Origin of the sequence: Streptomyces sp. NPDC050416 (genome assembly GCF_044458845.1) — a bacterium.
Lineage (GTDB): Bacteria > Actinomycetota > Actinomycetes > Streptomycetales > Streptomycetaceae > Streptomyces.
This window is the reverse complement of record NZ_JBITII010000006.1, coordinates 39804-57239: the sequence shown is the minus strand read 5'-3', so window position 1 is coordinate 57239 and position 17436 is coordinate 39804. Positions and strand designations below refer to the sequence as shown.

Sequence of the window (17436 nt, the reverse complement as noted above, 5' to 3'; positions counted from 1 at the left end):
CAGGTCGTGAGCCGCAAGCCACCCAGCCGGGGCAACGATGCAGGAGACTGCCTGCAGCGCAGCCATACGGAGAACATCTGGCTGCGGACCAAGCGGTACAACGCCTCCGGGAAGGTCGTCTCCGGCACCGGTGGCGTCTGCTACCTATACTTCCCGGCCCGGCCGACCGCGGCCCAGCGCAAGGCGCTGACCGCCGTGGGCGTGCGCGTGTGACCAACCTCTCGGCCACGAAGGCCGCTCCCGATGGCAAAGTGGACTGACTTTCACAGTGGACTGCCCCTCGGGGGAAGTCCGTCCGTATCACGAATCAGCGAGAATTATGACCGCGCACTCAGTCACCGCAGCCCGCCTCCGCACCGGCGGGCCCCAGGACGACGGACCCAAGATCGTCGAGCATGTCATGGGCTGGACCCTCGTCGTGGTCGTCGCGATGCTCGTGACTCAGCTCGGGCTGCTGTGACCCACGGCGGGCTGCTGTAACCCGGCGCGTGGTGCTGTGACCGGACCCACGACTCTGCTCTCCGGCCTGCCATACTGCGGATGTCCCGCCGCCGCCCGTTGGAACCAGAGTCGAAATTGAATATCAGTCAACAGCCTGCCGCGCGTCCCAGAGCCCGCGGCACCGAGCGCTCGCTGGCGCGCCGTGCCGAACTCATCGCGATCGGGCGGAGGTTGTTCGCCGACACGTCCTACGACGCCCTGTCGATGGACGACATCGCCCGGCAGGCGCACGTCGCCAAGGGGCTGATCTACTACTACTTCCAGTCCAAGCGCGGCTACTACCTGGCCATCATCCAGGACTCGGTCGCCGACCTGGTCACCCTGGCGGCGAGCGGACACGAACTGCCCCCGGTCGACCGCGTCCAGCGCACCATCGACCGCTATCTGCGCTACGCCGAGCACAACCAGGCCGCGTACCGCACCATCGTCAGCGGCGGCGTCGGCTTCGACACCGAGGTGCACGCCATCCGTGACGGCGTCCGCGAGGCCATCGTCGCCACCATCGCCGAGGGGGCGTACGGCCGCGCCGACATCACCCCGCTGGCGCGCATGGGCCTGCTCGCCTGGGTGTGCGGCGTCGAGGGCACCACCCTCGAATGGATCGACCGCCCCGAACTGCCTCGCGCGACCATGTGCGACCTGCTGGTGAAGGGGCTCGGCGGCGCCCTGCGCGCGATCGAGGAGCTCGACCCCGCCTACCCGGCTCCGGGGGCCGCCCGCCAGGGCGCATGAGCGAGGGGCGGAGGGAATCCGTCACGGTCCCTCCGCCCCCGGTCGACCAGGCCTACTTGATGGCCTTGATCAGCTCACCGTTCGCCGTGTCGCCGCTCAGCTCCCAGAAGAACGTGCCGCCCAGCCCCTGCTGGTTCTTGTAGTTCATCTTGGTCGCGATGGTCGCCGGCGTGTCGTAACTCCACCAGTCGCTGCCGCACTTGGCGTACGCCGTGCCGGCCACCGTCCCCGTCGCCGGGCACTTGGTCCTGAGGACCTTGTAGTCCTCGATGCCCTGCTCGTACGTGCCCGCCGCCGGGCCGGTAGCGGTGCCGCCGGGCGCCGACTGGGTGACGCCGGTCCAGCCGCGGCCGTAGAAGCCGATCCCGAGCAGCAGCTTGGAGGCGGGGATGCCGAGGCCCTTGAGCTTCGCGATGGTCGCAGAGCTGTGGTTGTACGCCTTCGGTATGCCGGAGTACGAGGTCAGTGGGGAGTGCGGGGCCGTCGGGCCGGTCGCGTCCCAGGCGCCGAAGAAGTCGTACGTCATCGGGTTGTACCAGTCGACGTACGGGGCGGCGCCCGCGTAGTCCGCCGCGTCGATCTTGCCGCCCGGGGTGGCGTCGGCGGTGATGGCCGCGGTGACCAGGTTCTTCGGGCCGAACTTGGCGCGCAGCGCCTGCATCAGGTTCTTGAACGCCGCCTTGCCGCTGGTGTCGCAGGTGGCGCCGCAGGCGTTGGGGTACTCCCAGTCGATGTCGATGCCGTCGAAGACGTCGGCCCACTTGGAGTTCTCGACCAGGTCGTAGCAGGACTGCGCGAAGGCGGCCGGGTTCTTGGCGGCCTCGCCGAAGCCGGCCGACCAGGTCCAGCCGCCGAAGGACCACAGCACCTTGAGGTTCGGGTGCTTCCGCTTCAGCTCGCGCAGCTGGTTGAAATTGCCGCGCAGCGGCTGGTCCCAGGTGTCGGCCTTGCCGTCGACGGACTCGGCGGCGGTATAGGTCCGGTCGGTGGCGGCATAAGCGTCGCCCATCGCGCACTTGCCGCCGGTGACATTGCCGAAGGCGTAGTTGATGTGCGTGAGCCTGGCCGCCGAGCCGGACGTCTCGATGTTCTTGACGTAGTACTTGCGGTCGTAGGTGCCCCATTCGGTGAAGTACCCGATGACCTTGGAGCCGGCGGCCCTGGCCTGGGGAGCGGCCTTCGTGGCGGCGGCCTCCTGAGCCGAGGCCGCCGCCGTCGCCGTCGAGGTACCCGCGCCGGCGAGCAGGCCGGCGCCGAGAGCGGCAGAACAGGCCGCCGACACGACGGCCCGGAATCGGGAGCGTTGGGGGGTGTGCATCCGGTGTCTCCTCGGAGGAGAGGGGAGCGCGCGCCTATTGGCATGAACGCGGTGAATCGATGGTGCGAAACAGTAGGAGGACTAGACCAGTCCGGTCAATGGTTCGGACCAATTTCGCTTGTCGTGGCGCGCTCGGGTATTTCTTGAAGTAAGCGGTCGTTAACTGGTGACGGGATGCCTCCGATCGGGCATACTCACAGCGCAGAGCCGCTGGTCAGCAGCTTCCGAGACCCGGGAGTGCAAGCATCGGCCAGGCACCAGAACGACCCGGCGGCGCCGCCCCCACCCACGGGCCCGTCCGCCAGTGCCCGACAGGGAGGAGAGCGTCGCCATGCCCGACCGCGCCCCGCAGCCGGTGGACCGGCAACTGCCCACGGAGGAGGCCCGGGACCTGATCTCGCTCGTCCGCGACATCGCGCAGCAGGAGATCGTCCCGAAGGCGGCCGAGGACGAGGATGCCGGCCGCTTCCCGCGCGAGCTGTTCACCCTGCTCTCGCGCTCCGGCCTGCTCGGCCTGCCGTACGACTCCGAGTACGGCGGCGGCGACCAGCCCTACGAGGTCTACCTCCAGGTCCTGGAAGAACTCGCCGCGGCCCGCCTCACGGTCGGCCTCGGTGTCAGCGTGCACTCCCTCGCCTCCTACGCGCTCGCCGCCTACGGCACGAAGGAGCAGCAGGTCGAGCACCTGCCCGCGATGCTCGGCGGCGGCATGCTCGGCGCCTACTGCCTCTCCGAGCCGCACTCCGGCTCGGACGCGGCCGCCCTGCGCACCAGGGCGGTGCGCGACGGCGACGCCTGGGTGATCACCGGCACCAAGGCCTGGATCACGCACGGCGGCATCGCCGACTTCTACACGGTCATGGCGCGCACCGGCGAGGAGGGCCCGCGCGGGATCACCGCGTTCCTGGTGCCCGGCGACGCGCCGGGGCTGAGCGCCGCGCCGCCCGAGAAGAAGATGGGCATGAAGGGCTCACCCACCGCCCAGGTCCACTTCGACGGGGTACGCGTCGGTGACGACCGGCGCATCGGCGAGGAGGGGCAGGGACTTGCGATCGCCCTGTCCGCGCTCGACTCCGGGCGGCTCGGCATCGCGGCGTGCGCGATCGGCGTGGCGCAGGCGGCGCTCGACGAGGCGCTGGCGTACGCGACCGAGAGGCGCCAGTTCGGCAAGCCGATCGCCGACTTCCAGGGGCTGCGCTTCATGCTCGCCGACATGGCGACGCAGATCGAGGCGGGCCGGGCGCTCTACCTGGCAGCGGCGCGCCTGCGGGACGCAGGCCGGCCGTTCGCCATGCAGGCGGCCATGGCCAAGCTGCACTGCACCGACACGGCGATGCGGGTCACCACCGACGCCGTGCAGATCCTCGGCGGCTACGGCTACACCGCGGACTTCCCGGCGGAGCGCTACATGCGCGAGGCGAAGGTGCTGCAGATCGTCGAGGGAACCAACCAGATCCAGCGGATGGTCATCGCCCGCCATCTCGTGGGTCCAGGGGGACGCTGAACTGGTCGAGGCCCCGCCAGGGCGCCGCGAGCCGCATCCACTCCGGGTCGTGCCGGCCCGGAAGCGTGCGGCCGCGCTCGGCCCAGGCCCGCATCAGGTCACGGTAGATCGGCGGGTCCTGATAGCGCGGCGCGGCAGGCCGAACCGATTCCGCGGGCGGTGGCACGAACAGGAGGCGTTGACGCCCGGTCGCTGAGGAGATGGGGGTCATACCCGGGCAACGCGGAAGAGGCCGGACAGGTCACCCCGGGGCGGAATCGAGCGTGCGTTCAGAGGCTCAGGAGTGCCCTTTTCCGGAACCGGGCCTGGGACCTGGAATCGGGCTTGGGACCGTGCCTGCGACCTGGAACCTGACCCCGGACCTGGATCCGGACGCACTGATCCCGCACCACGGCGGACTGCGAGCCGTGGTGCGGGGCAGTCACTGGGACGGGGCGAGCGGGCGAAGAGGGCCCGCGCTCAGGCCGCTTGGCGGCGCATGACGGGGACCCTGATGGGGCGTGAGCCCGGGCCGCCGACGTGAGAGAAGGGCTGGGTCCGCCAGTCGAGGCCCTGAGGGAGGGTCAACAGCAGGGCGGTGTCCTGCTCCTGAGGTTCGACGGACTCGTCAGCGGGGCGGGCGTCCGTGGCCGCGCGGCCGGTTCCGGCGCAGACCGTGAGTCCGAACGGGTTCCATGGCGAGGCGCACAGCGCGTGCTCCGGCAGGACCTCCTCGTCCGCCAGGAGCGCGATGGGCTGAGCGCAGTCCGGGCAGATGACCCGGTACATCTCGAACGTGTCGTAGGCGTCGAGTTCGTCGTCGAAGGTGTCGGATTCGACGCCCTCCGGCTCGGGCTCGACAACGAGCTGCTGCCGCTTGGGTGCGGTGCGACCTGGGCGCTTAAGACTCTGCATTGGGTTCTCCCCCTCGGGCTGGGCCGTATCAGGCACTGCGGCCTCGACCACAGCAAGCACTTCCCGTCCCCCCTGGGCGGTAATCACGAGACCATTACGGAGACTGTTCGAGCCCTGTGGCGTTCGTCACATGCCGCACGCAGGTGCCCACTGCGGCCGGTTTGTCCCCCCGGTCGGCTGACAGCCGCCGTCGGCCGGGCCAGGAACCGGGCATGGCCCGGGCCGCTCAGGTATCGGAGGAGATCAACCGCACTGTAGGTTCTGCGCCATGGAGGAGCTGGACCGACAGATCGTGCAGCTGCTCGTCAAGGACGGGCGGATGAGCTACACCGACCTGGGCAAGGCCACGGGCCTGTCCACGTCGGCCGTGCACCAGCGGGTGCGCCGGCTGGAACAGCGTGGCGTCATCCGCGGCTATGCCGCGGTCGTCGACCCGGAGGCCGTCGGTCTGCCCATGACCGCGTTCATCTCGGTCAAGCCCTTCGACCCCAGCGCACCCGACGACATCGCGGACCGCCTCGCGGACGTGCCCGAGATCGAGGCGTGCCACAGCGTCGCGGGCGACGAGAACTACATCCTCAAGGTGCGGGTCGCCACGCCGCACGAACTGGAGGAACTGCTCGCGCGGGTGCGGTCGTTGGCGGGCGTGTCCACACGGACGACGGTGGTGCTGTCCACGCCGTACGAGGCGCGGCCGCCGCGGATCTGATCGACAGGGAGCCCATCGCCGCTGCGGTGTCGGTAGCCTGCCGGCTGCGGCGCGTTTGTGGCTGGTCGCGCAGTTCCCGGCGCCCCTTCGGGGCGCGTTGAGGTGCCCCCTGTCCACCAGCGGCCGGGCGGGGCGCGAGACTGTGCTCCATGAGTGAGTCCAGTGCCCCGCCGAAGACCGTCCTGCTCCGTCGCGGAGAGGTTCACAGCCCCGCCGATCCGTTCGCGACCGCGATGGTCGTGGAGCGGGGACAGGTCGCCTGGGTCGGTTCGGAGGGAGCCGCCGACGCCTTCGCCGACGGGGTCGACGAGGTGATCGACCTGGACGGGGCGCTGGTCACCCCGGCGTTCACGGACGCCCATGTGCACACCACCGCCACCGGCCTCGCGCTCACCGGCCTCGACCTGTCCGCCGCCCCCTCCCTCGAGGCCGCCCTGGCTCTCGTACGGGACTTCGCCGCCGCCCGGCCGCACGACCGTGTGCTGCTCGGGCACGGCTGGGACACCGCCCGCTGGCCCGGAGGCCGTCCCCCGACGCGTGCCGAACTCGACGAGGCCGCCGGACACCGGCCCCTCTACCTCAGCCGGATCGATGTCCACTCGGCGGTCGTCACCACGACCCTGCTCGACATGGTCCCGGGCGTGTCCCGCGCGGACGGGCCCCTCACCGCCGATGCCCACCACGCCGTCCGCGCCGCCGCGTTCGCGGCCGTGACGCCTCGCCAGCGCACCGACGCCCAGCGCGCCGCCCTCGCGCACGCCGCCTCGCTCGGCATCGGCACGATCCACGAGTGCGGCGGCCCGGAGATCTCCTCCGAGGACGACTTCACCGGCCTGCTGCGCCTCGCCGCCGAGGAGCCCGGTCCGCGCGTCGTGGGCTACTGGGCCGAGGAGGACGTCGCCAAGGCCCGGGAACTGGGAGCGGCCGGCGCCGCGGGCGACCTGTTCGCCGACGGCTCCATCGGCTCGCACACGGCCTGCCTGCACCAGCCGTACGCCGACGCCGGCCACACCGGCCGGGCCTATCTGGACACCGCCGCCGTCGCCGCCCACGTCGTGGCCTGTACCCAGGCGGGCCTCCAGGCCGGCTTCCACGCCATCGGCGACGCCGCGGTGGACTCCGTGGCCGAGGGCGTGCGGGCTGCCGCCGAGAAGCTCGGTCTGGCCCGCGTCCGGGCCGCCCGCCACCGGATCGAGCACGCCGAGATGCTCACGCCCGAGACCGTGGCGGCCTTCGCCGAGCTCGGTCTCACCGCCTCCGTCCAGCCCGCCTTCGACGCCCTGTGGGGTGGCGAGGACGGCATGTACGCGCAGCGGCTGGGGGTGGAGCGGGCCCGCACGCTGAACCCCTACGCGGCGCTGCTGCGCGCCGGTGTGCCGCTCGCCTTCGGCTCAGACAGCCCGGTCACGCCCCTCGACCCGTGGGGCACGGTGCGCGCCGCCGCCTTCCACCGCACGCCGGAGCACCGCATCTCCGTGCGCGCCGCGTTCACGGCGCACACGCGCGGCGGCTGGCGGGCCGTCGGACGGGACGACGCGGGAGTCCTGGTGCCGGGCGCGCCCGCCGACTACGCGGTGTGGCGCACCGGCGAACTCGTGGTCCAGGCCCCGGACGACCGGGTCGCGCGCTGGTCGACCGATCCCCGCTCCGGCACCCCGGGACTGCCCGACCTGACCCCGGGCCGCGACCTGCCCGTCTGCCTGCGGACCGTAGTGGGCGGACGCACGGTGTTCGTACGGCCGGGCGAGTGATCTACGGGGGTGGCGCGCATGCGATCGTGCGCCGCGCCCCCCTGGTGCGACCTGCGCATCCTCCGCGCTGACCAGGGCTTTACCGGACGATGCGCAGGTCAAACGGCTGTTGACAGGCGGCCGCAGGGGCCCGGTAGGTTCGGCCGGGTCCACCACCGGACGCCCGACCGGGGAACGTCCGCCCACTCGCCGCAGCGCCGCCGGGTCAGGGACGGTGTGCCGCACCGGGGCACCGCCACTGGGAGCCAGGCTCAGGCCGGCGCAGCGCCGAGGGAACGTTCCGGCCGGTCGGGGAGGTGTGACCCCGGGTGGGGCCCGGGCGCTCAGTAGACAACGGCTTTCGGTCGATCCGCAGCCGGCGGATCCCAGGTCGGCCCGAAGGGCGCCGGGCCCCCATCCGCCGTACGCTCGCGCCCGGAGGCGCACTCTTACCCGCGTCTTGCGGATTCGACACCACGATTCGAACGTCCTGTCACGTCATCGCAGGCCGGGCCCACTATGGTGGACCCCTGCGTACGGACATGAAGGGGCATCAGTGAACGACGGCGACGGAACCCTCGCGGCAGGAGCCCAGGGGAGGAAGTTCGGCCCGCTCGGCACGGCCTTGGTGATCATCCCGACCTACAACGAGGCGGAGAACATCAAGAGCATCGTCGGCCGGGTGCGCGAGGCCGTCCCCGAGGCGCACGTCCTCGTGGCCGACGACAACAGCCCGGACGGCACGGGCAAGCTGGCCGACGAGCTGACCGTCGACGACGACCACGTCCACGTGCTGCACCGCAAGGGCAAGGAGGGCCTTGGTGCCGCCTACCTCGCGGGCTTCCGCTGGGGCCTGGAGCGCGGCTACGGCGTGCTGGTCGAGATGGACGCCGACGGCTCCCACCAGCCCGAGGAACTGCCCCGTCTGCTCACCGCCCTGAAGAGCGCCGACCTGGTGCTCGGCTCGCGCTGGGTGCCCGGCGGCCGGGTGGTGAACTGGCCGAAGTCCCGGGAGGTGATCTCCCGGGGCGGCAGCCTCTACTCCCGGCTCGCGCTCGACCTGCCGCTGCGCGACATCACCGGCGGCTACCGCGCCTTCCGCCGGGCGACCCTGGAGGGCCTCGGGCTCGACCAGGTCGCCTCCCAGGGCTACTGCTTCCAGGTCGACCTCGCCCGCCGCGCGGTCAGGGCCGGCTATCACGTCGTGGAGGTGCCCATCACCTTCGTCGAGCGTGAACACGGCGACTCCAAGATGAGCCGCGACATCCTCGTCGAGGCGCTGTGGCGGGTCACGGCGTGGGGCGTGGGGGAGCGGGTTGGCAAGGTCACCGGCCGCGGCGGCAGGCCGTCGAAGCCGTAGCGGACACTCCGCGCCCTCTCCTCGTCCGCCGCTCACAGAAACACCTGATCGGGGCCTTATCCCGCGCTGAGCCGGGCCCAGGCACACTGGAGACATGACGACTGGCGCTCAGACCCCCGCTACTCCCGCCTGGCCCCGGCGCTCCCGGCTGCGTACGTTCCTGCCGTTGGGGCTCGCCGCGTGGCTCGTCCTGGAGATCTGGCTGCTCATGGTGGTCGCGGGGGCGTCGAGCGGGCTGGTGGTGTTCCTCGTCCTGGTGGCGGGGTTCGTCCTCGGCTCGGTCGTCATCAAGCGGGCCGGCCGGCGGGCCTTCCGTAAACTCTCGGAGACGCTGCAACAGCAGCAGAGCGGCGTGATGCCCGCGGCGGCCCGGCCGAACAGCGAGGGCAACGGCCTGATGATGCTGGGCGGACTGCTGCTGATGATCCCCGGCCTGGTGTCGGACGCGGTGGGCCTGCTCCTGCTGCTGCCTCCGGTCCAGAAGGCCGTGAGCCGCACCGCGGAGCGCACCTTCGAGCGCAAGCTCCGCGAGGCCGACCCAGGCAGCCTGGGCGGCGCCTTCCAGCAGGCCCGTATGCACCGCCCCGACGGCAAGGTCGTCCAGGGCGAGGTCATCAGGGACGAGCGGGGCGACGCACCGCGGGAACCACGCCCGCCGCTGACGCACTGACCCGCGAGAACGCGGGCGCGTTGGTCAGCGAGGACGCACCACGCACTGACCCGCTGGACCGCGTGCCCCGCTGGACCGGGTGACCCACTGATCCGCAGGACGGCATGACAAAAACCGCGGGCGCCGTACTTCACGTACGGCGCCCGCGGTCCTTGACGCGCTGTAATTTTCGGCCAGGCCCCGGAGGGACTTACGCCGACTTGCGGCTGTCTCGGGGATGAACCGCGATGTTCATCGCCCCGGAGCGCAGAACCGCCAGGCGCTCCTCGAGGACCTCTTCGAGTTCCTCACGGGTGCGCCGCTCCATCAGCATGTCCCAATGCGTACGCGCGGGCTTGGCCTTCTTCTCTTCAGGGCCATCGCCGTCCACGAGGAGTGCCTGGGCCCCGCAGACCTTGCACTCCCACTCCGGCGGGATCTCCGCCTCGACCGAGAAGGGCATCTCAAACCGGTGCCCCTTCTCGCATGCGTACTCCACGGCCTGGCGCGGGGCCAGGTCGATGCCGCGGTCCGTCTCGTAGCTGGTCACCACGAGGCGCGTGCCGCGAAGAGCTCGCTCACTCATGAATCGTGCCTCCCGGGCTTGTCGCCCACAGGACAGGTGTCGCTGTCGTCGTCATCCGGTCAACGTCCGGTCGGCGGTAAAGATTCCCGTTCCGAGTCGCGTTCCGGGTCATGCGTCGCCGTCGTAGCCGCCCTTGTTGTACCCACCAGCGCCCGGTTTGTCACATCTGCTAGCAGATGTGACCCAGCGTTTCGGCATCTTTGACGCGCAGTAACGGTACGCCTGGCAGGCCAAACGCGTACACTACAGCCCTTTCGCGCTGAGTGCTAAATCCTGTCAGGAACCGGATTCCCCGCTTCTTCGATCGCACGCCGCACCGGAACCCGCGCGAGCAGGGCGAACCCGATGACGAAGAAGCCCACCAGCGAGATGATCGCGGCCCGGTAACTCCCGGTCAGCTGATAAGTGAGCCCGAACAGCAGCGGCCCGAGCCAGCTCATTCCGCGGTCGCTCATCTCGTACGCGGAGAAGTATTCGGCCTCCTTGCCGGGCGGGACGAGATGGGAGAACAGGGACCGGGACAGTGCCTGACTGCCGCCGAGGACGAGGCCGATGCCGGCGGCCAGGACGAAGAACCACGCCGGTGCCCCGGCCGGCAGGAAGAACGCGGCCGCCAGCGTCACCGTCCACGCCACCAGCGAGCCGAGGATCGTTCGCTTGGCCCCGTAGGTCCGGGCCAGTCGGCCCATCGTCAGCGCTCCCACCACCGCCAGCACCTGCACCAGCAGGACGGCCCCGATCAGGGTGGACTGCCCGAGGCCGAGTTCCCCGGAGCCGTAGACCGAGGCCTGGGAGATCACCGTCTGGATGCCGTCGTTGTAGACGAGGTACGCGAGCAGGAAGGCGAGGGTCAGCGGGTACCGGCGCATGTCGCGGACGGTCGCCGCGAGCTGCCGGAACCTGGGGAGGGCCGCCTCCCGCGCGGCGGACCTGCGGTCGCGCAGCCGGGTCAGCGGGATGAGGGAGAACGCGCCCCACCACAGACCGGCCGACGCCAGGCAGATGCGCACCGCCGTGCTCTCGGAGACGCCGAAGCCGTCGTGCCCGGTGTACAGGACCAGGTTGACGACGAGGACCAGCGAGCCCGCCGCGTAGCCGAAGGCCCAGCCGCGGGAGGAGACCGCGTCCCGCTGCTCGGGCGGAGCGATCTGCGGCAAGTAGGAGTTGTAGAGCATCATCGCCACGGACTGCGCGGCGTTGGCGACGATCAGCAGCGCCCCGCCGAGCAGGTAGCGGTCGCCGTCCAGGAAGAACATCGCCGTCGTGGCCGTGGCCCCCAGGTAGGCGGCGGTGGCGAGCAGGGGCTTCTTGCGGCCGGTGCGGTCGGCGGCGGCCCCCACCAGGGGCATCACCAGCACGGCCACGATCACCGACAGGGACACCGAGTACGCGAAGAAGGACCCGGCGCGCACCGGGATCCCGAGAGGGTGGACGTACCCGCCGGCATCGGCCGCCGACTCGGCGACCGACGTCAGATAGGGGCCCAGGAACACGGTGAGCACGCTCGTCGAGTAGACGGAGCAGGCCCAGTCGTAGAAGTACCAGCCGCGCTGCTCGCGCCTGAGTCCCGCGGCCCCGTCGGCCGCCTCCGGACGCGCGGTGTCGGTGCCCACCCGTGCCCTCGCCTCCCCGTGAACGCGCAGGGGCGACCGGCCGGGGGTCTCAGACCCAGACGCCGCGGTCCTCCATGACCTTGCGCAACGTGTCGATGTGATCGGTCATGATGCCATCCACGCCGAGATCCAGAAGCCGGTGCATGCTCTCCGGGTCGTTGACGGTCCACACGTGCACCTGGAGCCCGCGCGCGTGGGCGGCGCGCAGGAAACGGTGGTCCACGACCTGGATGCCGGACTGGATCTCGGGCACCTGCGCGGCGACCGCCGAGCGGCGCACCGCCGCCGGCAGCCCCCAGGAGCGCAGCCGCAGATTGAGCACCCCCCGGGTGCCGTACGAGGTGGCCAGGCGCGGGCCGGCCAGCCGCTGGGCGCGCACCACACGGGCCTCGGAGAACGAGCCGAGGCAGATCCGGTCCCAGGCGTTCGTCCGGCCGACCAGGTCCAGGAAGGGCACCAGGGCGGCCTCCGCCTTGACGTCGACGTTCCAGCGGACGTCCGGGAAGGTCTCCAGGAGGTCCTCGAAGAGCGGCACCGGTTCCTCGCCCGCCACGCGCGCGTGGCGCACCTCCTGCCAGGGCAGGTCGGCGATCCGGCCCGCGCCGTCCGTCACCCGGTCCAGGGTCGCGTCGTGGAAGGCGACGAGTTCGCCGTCCCGGGTGGCGTGGACGTCGGTCTCGATGTAGCGGTAGCCCGCCTCGACGGCGCACCGGAACTGCCGCACGGTGTTCTCCAGGCCGTCCGCGGCCCCGCCCCGGTGGGCGAAGGCGATCGGGCCGGGGTGGTCGAGGTAGGGATGGCGTATCCGCGGGGTCACGGACGCAGTATCGCTCCTCGGGGTTGACCGGTGGCAACGACCGTGCTGCCGCCGGATGCCGCGGGGACGGCGAACACGCGCAGGAACAGCTGGGCGAGCGGGCCGATCGCCACCGCGTACAGGAGGGTGCCGACCCCGACGGTGCCGCCCAGCGCGAAGCCGGTCGCCACGACCGTGAGCTCGATACCCGTGCGCACCAGGCGGATCGAGACACCCGTGAGCTGGTGCAGCCCCGTCATCAGGCCGTCGCGCGGGCCCGGGCCGAAGCGTGCCGCGATGTACAGGCCGGTCGCCGCGCCGTTCAGGACGATCCCCGCCGCCAGCAGGCCGACGCGGAGCACCCAGCCGTGCGCGTCGGGCAGCAGGGCCAGCGTCGCGTCCATCGCCATGCCGATGACCAGCACGTTGGAGATCGTGCCCAGGCCCGGCCGCTGGCGCAGTGGGATCCACGCGAGCAGCACAGCGGCTCCCACGATGGTCAGCACGACACCGATGGACAGACCGGTCCGCTCGGCGAGGCCCTGGTGCAGTACGTTCCACGGCTCCAGTCCGAGGCCCGACCTGACGAGCAGCGCCGAACTCGCGCCGTACAGAGCGAGACCGACGTAGAGCTGCGTCAGTCGCCGGGCGAGCCGCCGCTGCGTGGACATGATGTGCCCCCCTGGTGGTAGTGGACTGATGCATGACACCCTGTGGCTTGGATGGAGAGGTCATCCATGGCCAATCCGGGGAAGGTGGACTGATTCTCATGGCGCAGTGGACCTCGGCCGTGGGTGCGGCGCAGCTCGCGCGGCTGCTCAACTCCCAGCAGGACCGCCCGGCGGGGCCCGGCACGCGCCGGCCGCCCGCCTATCGCGCGCTCGCCGACGGCATCCGGCTGCTGGTGCTCGAAGGACGGGTCCCGGTGGCCGCCCGGCTGCCCGCCGAGCGGGAACTCGCCCTCTCCCTGTCCGTCAGCCGTACGACGGTCGCCGCCGCCTACGAGGCGCTGCGCAGCGAGGGGTTCCTGGAGTCCCGGCGCGGGGCGGGCAGCTGGACCGCCGTACCCGCCGGGAACCCGCTGCCCGCGCGCGGGCTGGAACCCCTGCCTCCGGAGGCGCTCGGCTCGATGATCGACCTGGGCTGTGCGGCGCTTCCGGCCCCCGAGCCGTGGCTCACCCGGGGCGTGCAGGGCGCGCTGGAGGAACTGCCGCCCTACGCGCACACGCACGGCGACTATCCCGCCGGGCTGCCCGCGCTGCGGTCGATGATCGCCGAGCGCTACACCGCGCGCGGGATCCCGACCATGCCCGAGCAGATCATGGTGACGACCGGGGCGATGGGCGCGATCGACGCGATCTGCCACCTGTTCGCCGGGCGGGGCGAGCGCATCGCCGTGGAGTCGCCCTCGTACGCCAACATCCTTCAGCTGATGCGGGAGGCCGGGGCCCGGCTCGTGCCCGTCGCGATGGCCGAGGGACTCGCGGGCTGGGACATGGACCGCTGGCGGCAGGTCCTGCGGGACGCCGCGCCCCGGATCGCGTACGTCGTCGCCGACTTCCACAACCCCACCGGCGCACTCGCCGACGAGGACCAGCGGCGGCAGCTGGTCGACGCGGCCAGGTCCGCGGGGACCGTGCTGATTGCCGACGAGACCATGAGCGAGCTGTGGCTCGACCCGGATGTTCGGATGCCGCGGGCGGTGTGTGCCTTCGATCCGGCCGGGTCGACGGTGATCACCGTGGGATCGGCGAGCAAGGCCTTCTGGGCCGGGATGCGCATCGGGTGGGTGCGGGCCGCTCCAGACGTGATCCGCAGCCTGGTCGCGGCGCGGGCATACGCGGATCTCGGCACGCCGGTCCTGGAACAGCTGGCCGTGAACTGGCTCTTCGGCACCGGCGGTTGGGAGCAGGCCGTGGAGATGCGGCGGGAGCAGGCGCGGCAGAACCGGGACGAGATCGTGGCCGCGGTGCGGCGGGAGCTGCCCACGTGGGAGTTCGAGGTGCCCCGGGGCGGGCTGACGCTGTGGGTGCGGACGGGCGGCCTGTCCGGCTCGCGGCTCGCGGAGGCGGGGGAGCGGGTGGGCCTGCGGGTGCCGTCCGGACCGCGATTCGGGGTGGACGGGGCGTTCGAGGGGTATGTGCGGTTGCCGTTCACCGTGGGGGGTGCGGTGGCCGAGGAGGCGGCCGCGCGGTTGGCCGCCGCGGCGCGGATCGTGGAGGACGGGGGTGCGGGGGCAGGCGAGTCGCCGCGGACGTTCGTGGCGTAGGGCCGATCCCCGCAGCTGCGGAGATCGGCCTGACCGGCCGCGCTAGGACGACTTCGTGGGTTTTGTCAGGACGGGGACCGGCTTTCGTTCTGCCGGTTCCGTCAGTACGGGGACTGGCTCGGACACCACCGGCTCCGGCTCCGGCACCGTCTCCGGCTCCGGTACCGACTGCGGCTCCGGTTTGGCCTGACCCGGTTCGACCAGCTCCGGTGCGACCAATTCCGGTTCCCCCTGCGAGGGATCCGGGTCGGGCACCGCCTCCCCGTCCGCCGGCGTTGTGCGGGGCGGCAGGAGGTCCAGCACCGCCTGGCGGAGGGCGTCGGACGTTGCGTCGTCGTAGGGGTTGGGCGTGGCCGGGACCTGGAGGCGGTGGACCGGGCCCATGCCCAGGCGGGCGTAGCCGCGGCCGGGCGGGACCTGGTCGACGGGGGTGGTGTGCGGGGGCGCGCCCAGGACGGACTCGATCTGGTCGGCCGTCGCCGGGCCGAGGACCACGCGCGCACGGGTGTGCTGCCGTACGGCGTCGGTGAGGGTGTCGAGGCTGTCGAGCTGGTCGGCCACCACCACCGTCACATTCGCCGGGCGGCCGTGCCGCAGGGGGACCTGGAGGAGGGACTGGGGATCCTTGCGGTCGTCGGCGGCGGCCAGGTGGGTGAACGCCGTCGGGCGGTCCAGGAGGATCCACAGGGGACGCTTGGTGTCGTCGGGCGGCGGGTGGCCCGCCTGGTGGGCGCGGTTGGCGGCGATGAGGCGGCGCTCGGTCTCGGTCGCGGCCCACTCCAGGCTGGCCAGCGCCCCGGTGAGCCCGCACTCGACGGCCAGGACGCCGTCCCGGCCGGTCAGGCAGGCGTACTCGCCGGTGCCGCCGCCGTCGACGATCACCACGTCGCCGTGCTGGAGGGCCTGGAGAGCGATGGACCGCAGCAGGGTCGAGGTGCCGCTGCCGGGCTGACCGAGGGCGAGCAGATGGGGCTCGGTCGAGCGCAGGCCCGTGCGCCAGACGACCGGGGGCACGTCCCGCTGCTGTTCGCCGTAGGTGAGGGGGAGCGTGCGCCGGACCTCGGTGGGGTCGGTGAAGCCGAGGACCGTCTCGCCGGGGGTGGTGACGAAACGCTGGGCCGCGATGTCGACGGGCAGCGGCAGGAGCACGCTGACCGTCAACTGGTTGCCCTCCTCGTCCCACGTGAAGTGGTATTCGCGGCCCCGGCCCGACTTGGCCGCGAGCAGGTGCTCAATCCGCGCGCGGGCCTCGGCCTCGCCGTCCGTGAAGTACGCCGGGTAGCGGACCACCAGATGCGAGATCCGGCCGGCGCCGTCGAACGCGTAGGTGGGGAAGGCCTTGTCCCACGCACCGCCGTGGGCGTACAGCGGCTCGGGGTCCTCGGCGGCGGAGAAGTACGGCACGAGGGCCTCGTAGAGCGCCTTGAGGCGTTCTGTCTGCGACTCGTCGGGCCCGTCGGACGCCGCCGGGGCGCGGTCCCGGCCCTTCCAGGCCGCGGCTGCCATCAGGGTGACGGCGGCGCACAGCGGTCCGTACGGCAGCAGTGCCACGACCAGGAGCACGGAGGCGACGAGGAACAGCAGCGCCCCCCGTCTCTCCTTGGGGGTCTCGGTCCATCTGCGCCGTCCGGCCGCTGCCAGCCGGCGCAGACCGCGCGTGATCGTGATCAGCGGATGGAGGACGTCGGTGGCGCTGTCGGCGGCCGTCCGGGCCAGCTCCCGGCTCCGGGCGAGCTGTGCGCTGCCGTTGCTCAGAATGCGGGGGAGGGGGCGCCGGGCCACTGCTGCCTCCAGAGAGTGCGTACGGGCGGGATGCGTACGGGGAGAGGGGTCAGAACCTGATTCCGCCGAGGAGGCTCGCCAGGCTCTCGCCGCCCGCCTTGATGCTCGGGGCGATGGCCGTGCTCGCCAGGTAGAAGCCGAACAGCATCGCGACCACCGCGTGCGATGCCTTCAGCCCGTCCTTGCGGAAGAAGATGAACACGACGATGCCGAGCAGGACCACGCCTGAGATGGAGAGGATCATTTGAGTTCTCCTGGTTCGCGGGGACAGTCACCATGAGTACTTCCAGGCTCACAGGATGTATCCATACGATGAAAGGTGCAACTGGGTGAAATTCGGACTATTTCCCCTGGTTGGCGGAGCGGTCCCCGGCCCGGTCGCGCTGGACTGTTGCGCTCGGCGAGGTCTGTGGTGATCTTTACCTCGGGCACATCGGGTCATGTGCCGCGCCAGCCAGTACCCTGGCGATTCACTCGTACGGCTGCACCGCTCGCAGACGTACGCACCCGACGAGACATGTGAAGTGAGAGGCGGTCCGGCCGATGACCGAAGTCCCCGACCCCGAGGTCGTGGAGCTGGCGACCAAGATCTTCGATCTGGCCCGGCGGGGACAGACGGAGGCGCTCGTGGCGTATGTCGACGCCGGGGTACCGGCCAACCTCACCAACGACCGCGGCGACTCGCTCGTGATGCTCGCCGCCTACCACGGCCATTCCGAGGCGGTGCGCGCCCTGCTCGCCCGCGGTGCCGAGGCCGACCGGGTGAACGACCGGGGCCAGACCCCGCTCGCGGGGGCGGCCTTCAAGGGCGAGACGGACGTCGTCAAGGCCCTCCTGGAGGGCGGCGCCGACCCGTCCGCCGGCACTCCCTCGGCGGTCGACACCGCCCGGATGTTCGGCCGGACGGAATTGCTCGAACTGTTCGGCGAGCACTGAGCCGACCAGTCTGACCTGGAACGACAACGAAAACGGGGGAGGCGGTACAGGGCCGCC

At 71.6% G+C, this 17436-nt stretch carries 18 protein-coding genes and 1 pseudogene; 10 read left to right on the top strand and 9 right to left on the bottom strand.

Annotated elements, in window-relative coordinates:
* Positions 1–63: 63 nt before the first annotated feature.
* The 3 genes and pseudogenes from ACIBL4_RS19630 to ACIBL4_RS19620 form a co-directional block, all read left to right on the top strand.
* A pseudogene (locus tag ACIBL4_RS19630) lies at positions 64–213 on the top strand (peptidase C39 family protein); the annotation flags it as partial.
* Positions 214–319: 106 nt separating this feature from the next.
* The gene (locus tag ACIBL4_RS19625; RefSeq protein ID WP_399411693.1) at positions 320–460 is read left to right on the top strand and encodes an SCO1431 family membrane protein; all 141 of its coding nucleotides are present in this window, start codon (positions 320–322) and stop codon (positions 458–460) included.
* A gap of 116 nt (positions 461–576) precedes the next feature.
* On the top strand, positions 577–1233 hold the full coding sequence (locus tag ACIBL4_RS19620; protein ID WP_399411692.1) for a TetR/AcrR family transcriptional regulator: 657 nt from the start codon (positions 577–579) through the stop codon (positions 1231–1233).
* A gap of 52 nt (positions 1234–1285) precedes the next feature.
* On the opposite strand, the gene ACIBL4_RS19615 is transcribed toward ACIBL4_RS19620, so the two are convergent.
* Entirely contained in the window at positions 1286–2551 is a 1266-nt protein-coding gene (locus tag ACIBL4_RS19615) for a glycoside hydrolase family 18 protein (protein WP_399411690.1), read from the bottom strand.
* 331 nt (positions 2552–2882) lie between these two features.
* Here ACIBL4_RS19615 and ACIBL4_RS19610 point away from each other — a divergent pair, with 331 nt between their 5' ends.
* Positions 2883–4055: an acyl-CoA dehydrogenase family protein gene (locus ACIBL4_RS19610; protein ID WP_399411688.1), complete on the top strand. Its 1173-nt coding sequence runs from the start codon at positions 2883–2885 to the stop codon at positions 4053–4055.
* Here ACIBL4_RS19610 and ACIBL4_RS19605 read toward each other — a convergent pair.
* Both ACIBL4_RS19605 and ACIBL4_RS19600 read right to left on the bottom strand, forming a co-directional pair.
* Positions 4018–4266, bottom strand: coding sequence for a hypothetical protein (locus ACIBL4_RS19605; RefSeq protein WP_399411686.1), 249 nt, complete (start codon positions 4264–4266; stop codon positions 4018–4020). The genes ACIBL4_RS19610 and ACIBL4_RS19605 overlap by 38 nt on opposite strands.
* Positions 4267–4514: 248 nt before the next feature.
* On the bottom strand, positions 4515–4949 hold the full coding sequence (locus ACIBL4_RS19600; RefSeq protein ID WP_356928593.1) for a hypothetical protein: 435 nt from the start codon (positions 4947–4949) through the stop codon (positions 4515–4517).
* A gap of 268 nt (positions 4950–5217) precedes the next feature.
* On the opposite strand from ACIBL4_RS19600, the gene ACIBL4_RS19595 reads away from it, so the two are divergent.
* The 4 genes from ACIBL4_RS19595 (at position 5218) to fxsA (ending at position 9418) form a co-directional block, all read left to right on the top strand.
* Positions 5218–5658 carry an Lrp/AsnC family transcriptional regulator gene (locus tag ACIBL4_RS19595; RefSeq protein WP_010046337.1) on the top strand — a complete coding sequence of 147 codons (441 nt, stop codon included), beginning with the start codon at positions 5218–5220 and terminating at the stop codon, positions 5656–5658.
* A 149-nt stretch (positions 5659–5807) separates the two neighbouring features.
* Positions 5808–7409: an amidohydrolase gene (locus tag ACIBL4_RS19590; RefSeq protein ID WP_399411683.1), complete on the top strand. Its 1602-nt coding sequence runs from the start codon at positions 5808–5810 to the stop codon at positions 7407–7409.
* Between the two features lie 535 nt (positions 7410–7944).
* The gene (locus tag ACIBL4_RS19585) at positions 7945–8748 is read left to right on the top strand and encodes a polyprenol monophosphomannose synthase (protein ID WP_399411681.1); all 804 of its coding nucleotides are present in this window, start codon (positions 7945–7947) and stop codon (positions 8746–8748) included.
* A 94-nt stretch (positions 8749–8842) separates the two neighbouring features.
* Entirely contained in the window at positions 8843–9418 is a 576-nt protein-coding gene (gene fxsA, locus ACIBL4_RS19580; protein WP_399411679.1) for an FxsA family membrane protein, read from the top strand.
* A 190-nt stretch (positions 9419–9608) separates the two neighbouring features.
* Here the strand turns inward: fxsA and ACIBL4_RS19575 are convergent, their stop codons facing one another.
* The 4 genes from ACIBL4_RS19575 to ACIBL4_RS19560 all read right to left on the bottom strand — a co-directional run bounded on the left by ACIBL4_RS19575 (position 9609) and on the right by ACIBL4_RS19560 (position 13063).
* Entirely contained in the window at positions 9609–9983 is a 375-nt protein-coding gene (locus ACIBL4_RS19575; RefSeq protein WP_003977404.1) for an RNA polymerase-binding protein RbpA, read from the bottom strand.
* A gap of 266 nt (positions 9984–10249) precedes the next feature.
* A complete protein-coding gene (locus ACIBL4_RS19570) occupies positions 10250–11596 on the bottom strand; it encodes an MFS transporter (protein ID WP_399411677.1) in 1347 nt (448 codons plus the stop codon).
* A gap of 49 nt (positions 11597–11645) precedes the next feature.
* Entirely contained in the window at positions 11646–12413 is a 768-nt protein-coding gene (locus tag ACIBL4_RS19565) for a glycerophosphodiester phosphodiesterase (protein ID WP_399411675.1), read from the bottom strand.
* On the bottom strand, positions 12410–13063 hold the full coding sequence (locus tag ACIBL4_RS19560) for a YitT family protein (protein ID WP_399411673.1): 654 nt from the start codon (positions 13061–13063) through the stop codon (positions 12410–12412). Before ACIBL4_RS19560 ends, ACIBL4_RS19565 begins: the two co-directional genes overlap by 4 nt.
* A gap of 98 nt (positions 13064–13161) precedes the next feature.
* On the opposite strand from ACIBL4_RS19560, the gene ACIBL4_RS19555 reads away from it, so the two are divergent.
* A complete protein-coding gene (locus ACIBL4_RS19555; protein ID WP_399411671.1) occupies positions 13162–14661 on the top strand; it encodes a PLP-dependent aminotransferase family protein in 1500 nt (499 codons plus the stop codon).
* Between the two features lie 42 nt (positions 14662–14703).
* Here the strand turns inward: ACIBL4_RS19555 and ACIBL4_RS19550 are convergent, their stop codons facing one another.
* Together ACIBL4_RS19550 and ACIBL4_RS19545 are read right to left on the bottom strand one after the other, a co-directional pair.
* Complete coding sequence (locus ACIBL4_RS19550; protein WP_399411669.1) at positions 14704–16443, bottom strand: hypothetical protein; 1740 nt, start codon at positions 16441–16443, stop codon at positions 14704–14706.
* A 49-nt stretch (positions 16444–16492) separates the two neighbouring features.
* Positions 16493–16687 (bottom strand): hypothetical protein, encoded by a 195-nt coding sequence (locus ACIBL4_RS19545; protein WP_399411667.1) that lies wholly within the window; start codon positions 16685–16687, stop codon positions 16493–16495.
* A gap of 299 nt (positions 16688–16986) precedes the next feature.
* On the opposite strand from ACIBL4_RS19545, the gene ACIBL4_RS19540 reads away from it, so the two are divergent.
* Positions 16987–17379, top strand: coding sequence for an ankyrin repeat domain-containing protein (locus ACIBL4_RS19540; RefSeq protein ID WP_399411665.1), 393 nt, complete (start codon positions 16987–16989; stop codon positions 17377–17379).
* Positions 17380–17436: the final 57 nt, after the last annotated feature.

Bases quoted from the DNA above. Each gene is read 5' to 3' on its own strand.
- ACIBL4_RS19625 (WP_399411693.1), top strand. From the start codon at position 320: ATGACCGCGCACTCAGTCACCGCAGCCCGCCTCCGCACCGGCGGGCCC.
- ACIBL4_RS19545 (WP_399411667.1), bottom strand. From the start codon at position 16,687: ATGATCCTCTCCATCTCAGGCGTGGTCCTGCTCGGCATCGTCGTGTTC.
- ACIBL4_RS19560 (WP_399411673.1), bottom strand. From the start codon at position 13,063: ATGTCCACGCAGCGGCGGCTCGCCCGGCGACTGACGCAGCTCTACGTC.
- ACIBL4_RS19555 (WP_399411671.1), top strand. From the start codon at position 13,162: ATGGCGCAGTGGACCTCGGCCGTGGGTGCGGCGCAGCTCGCGCGGCTG.
- ACIBL4_RS19590 (WP_399411683.1), top strand. From the start codon at position 5,808: ATGAGTGAGTCCAGTGCCCCGCCGAAGACCGTCCTGCTCCGTCGCGGA.
- ACIBL4_RS19540 (WP_399411665.1), top strand. From the start codon at position 16,987: ATGACCGAAGTCCCCGACCCCGAGGTCGTGGAGCTGGCGACCAAGATC.
- ACIBL4_RS19575 (WP_003977404.1), bottom strand. From the start codon at position 9,983: ATGAGTGAGCGAGCTCTTCGCGGCACGCGCCTCGTGGTGACCAGCTAC.
- ACIBL4_RS19595 (WP_010046337.1), top strand. From the start codon at position 5,218: ATGGAGGAGCTGGACCGACAGATCGTGCAGCTGCTCGTCAAGGACGGG.
- ACIBL4_RS19605 (WP_399411686.1), bottom strand. From the start codon at position 4,266: ATGACCCCCATCTCCTCAGCGACCGGGCGTCAACGCCTCCTGTTCGTG.
- fxsA (WP_399411679.1), top strand. From the start codon at position 8,843: ATGACGACTGGCGCTCAGACCCCCGCTACTCCCGCCTGGCCCCGGCGC.
- ACIBL4_RS19615 (WP_399411690.1), bottom strand. From the start codon at position 2,551: ATGCACACCCCCCAACGCTCCCGATTCCGGGCCGTCGTGTCGGCGGCC.
- ACIBL4_RS19600 (WP_356928593.1), bottom strand. From the start codon at position 4,949: ATGCAGAGTCTTAAGCGCCCAGGTCGCACCGCACCCAAGCGGCAGCAG.
- ACIBL4_RS19610 (WP_399411688.1), top strand. From the start codon at position 2,883: ATGCCCGACCGCGCCCCGCAGCCGGTGGACCGGCAACTGCCCACGGAG.